This window comes from Actinobacillus minor NM305 (assembly GCF_000175195.1).
Lineage (GTDB): Bacteria > Pseudomonadota > Gammaproteobacteria > Enterobacterales > Pasteurellaceae > Haemophilus_A > Haemophilus_A minor.
This window is the reverse complement of the sequence record NZ_ACQL01000045.1, coordinates 1-416: the sequence shown is the minus strand read 5'-3', so window position 1 is coordinate 416 and position 416 is coordinate 1. Positions and strand designations below refer to the sequence as shown.

The window sequence follows — 416 nt, the reverse complement described above, 5'->3', positions numbered from 1 at the left end:
TAGCGGATAACATCTTAAATTCAGCAGCAACAGTTCGTGATTTAACGAATATGGGCTGGGTGGTTTCTACTGAAACCGGCGAATACAAAGACACGGTGAAAAATGCAAATGAAGTGAAATTCGTTGCAGGTAGTGACCGTGTATCAGTAACAGGTGAGACGGTAAACGATGTTCGTAAAATCACTATCGATCTTGCTAAAGTGAATGTAGGTGAGGTAACAGATCCAACTACGCCACCAACAGATAAAGATGGCGATATTAACTTTGCAGATACAGCAACAACAGATGTAAAAGTGAATCCAAACACTGGCGTTGTTACAGTAGATGTTAAGACAACTGAGCTTGTACCTACAGATAAAGGCAACATCACAGAACCTGCTGATGCGGTAGAAGGTGCGAAGTTAGTTAATGCAACC

Annotated in this window: 1 pseudogene; it reads left to right on the top strand. The window is 41.6% G+C overall.

Annotated elements, in window-relative coordinates:
• A pseudogene (locus tag AM305_RS12385) lies at positions 1 to 416 on the top strand (hypothetical protein); the annotation flags it as partial.